We start from the raw sequence: 1,218 nt of genomic DNA on the forward strand, positions 1-1,218 counted from the left end.
CCCCCCGGATCATGGTCAACAAGGGGGGGGAAGTCATGCCGGTCCCGGAGGCCGGAAGCTCCGTTGCGGAGCCAACGAAAACGGTAATGGGGGGGAGTGCCGGGTGCCGCAGGGCGGGCAGACATCTCCATGCTCGGCCCTGACACCACCCCGGACGTAGCGCCTCTGTGCACGATCCCGTGGGGGATCCGCCCCGACCACGGCCGGACTCTGCGGAGCAGCGCGGGCGAGAGGCGACCCCTGAGGTCACTGATGGGGCGGTCCTATCCGGAGGACGGCGGGCATCAGCGTCGTCACGACGACGAAGGTGCCCCGCGCGAGGACCGGTGCGGGGGCTCCTGCGTGAGGGAGGGGCTAGAGGTCGAGTACGGCGCGCAATGCGGCATCGACTCGGACCATGGCCGGAGCGTCGACGCTCCCGAGGAGCTTCCCGCCCTCGAAGCGCGTGGTGCGCATCTGCTGAAGGTTCACCGCGACCGCGGTGCAGGGCAGGGGGTCGTCGATCACTACCGACATGGCCGTGTCGGGGTAGCGGCCGGAGGGGTGCAGCACGATGGCGAGCACGGCGCCGAAGGCCTCTTCCAGGCCGTCCAGGCTCACGATCAGGACGCTGCGGCTGTCGGCAAGGGTCCAGATCTCTCCGCGCTTCACAGGGTGTCGCTCTCGCCCGCCAGGTCCTGGCTGAGGCCGAGCGCCGCGAGTTGTCGCGCGGCGTCAAGGGTGGCCTGCCGCCGTGCGGCCAGGACCACGTAGGCGTTCAGGCTCATGCCGGCAGCCTTCGCGCTCGCGCGGAGCGAAGGGTCGAGTTCGTCAGGAAGGCGGAGCGTCATCGTCACAGTCATGACACCAGATTAGCCACCATGTTCCGGTTGCGTTGCCGATGTCGGAAAACATTGCACGGTACGTGACCCAGTTCGACGATTCACCTTGGCGCAGAAGTTCGGGAAGGCGCTCGCCGTACCAGGCGCGGACCGTCCTGCGCGCCGTCTCCCAGCGCACCGGTACGCCCCTCGCCGCGGCCACGGCGATGCGGTGCGGGGCACCCGGCACGGCCGCCGGTCAACGGGCTTCGCGGGGCTGCTCGCGCCCGTCCGGCATGCCCCGTGGGAAGCCTCTTGCGGGCCGCCACGGCCCGGGCCGCCACGGCCCGGGCGGCGACGCCGTCGGTGCTCAGGTGGGTGCGCGTCCTTCCGGCTGGACCGCTGGGCTACTTCTCCC

The 1,218-nt window shown here is 70.8% G+C and carries 2 protein-coding genes; both read right to left on the reverse strand.

Features of this window, described 5'->3' with window-relative positions; genetic code table 11:
• Positions 1-354 precede the first annotated feature (354 nt).
• On the reverse strand, positions 355-651 hold the full coding sequence (locus ACWGIG_RS38975; RefSeq protein WP_453326451.1) for a hypothetical protein: 297 nt from the start codon (positions 649-651) through the stop codon (positions 355-357).
• Positions 648-842 (reverse strand): toxin-antitoxin system HicB family antitoxin, encoded by a 195-nt coding sequence (locus ACWGIG_RS38980; protein ID WP_453326452.1) that lies wholly within the window; start codon positions 840-842, stop codon positions 648-650. Before ACWGIG_RS38980 ends, ACWGIG_RS38975 begins: the two co-directional genes overlap by 4 nt.
• Between the last annotated feature and the right edge of the window lie 376 nt (positions 843-1,218).

It is taken from the genome of Streptomyces sp. NPDC054863 (assembly GCF_053610825.1).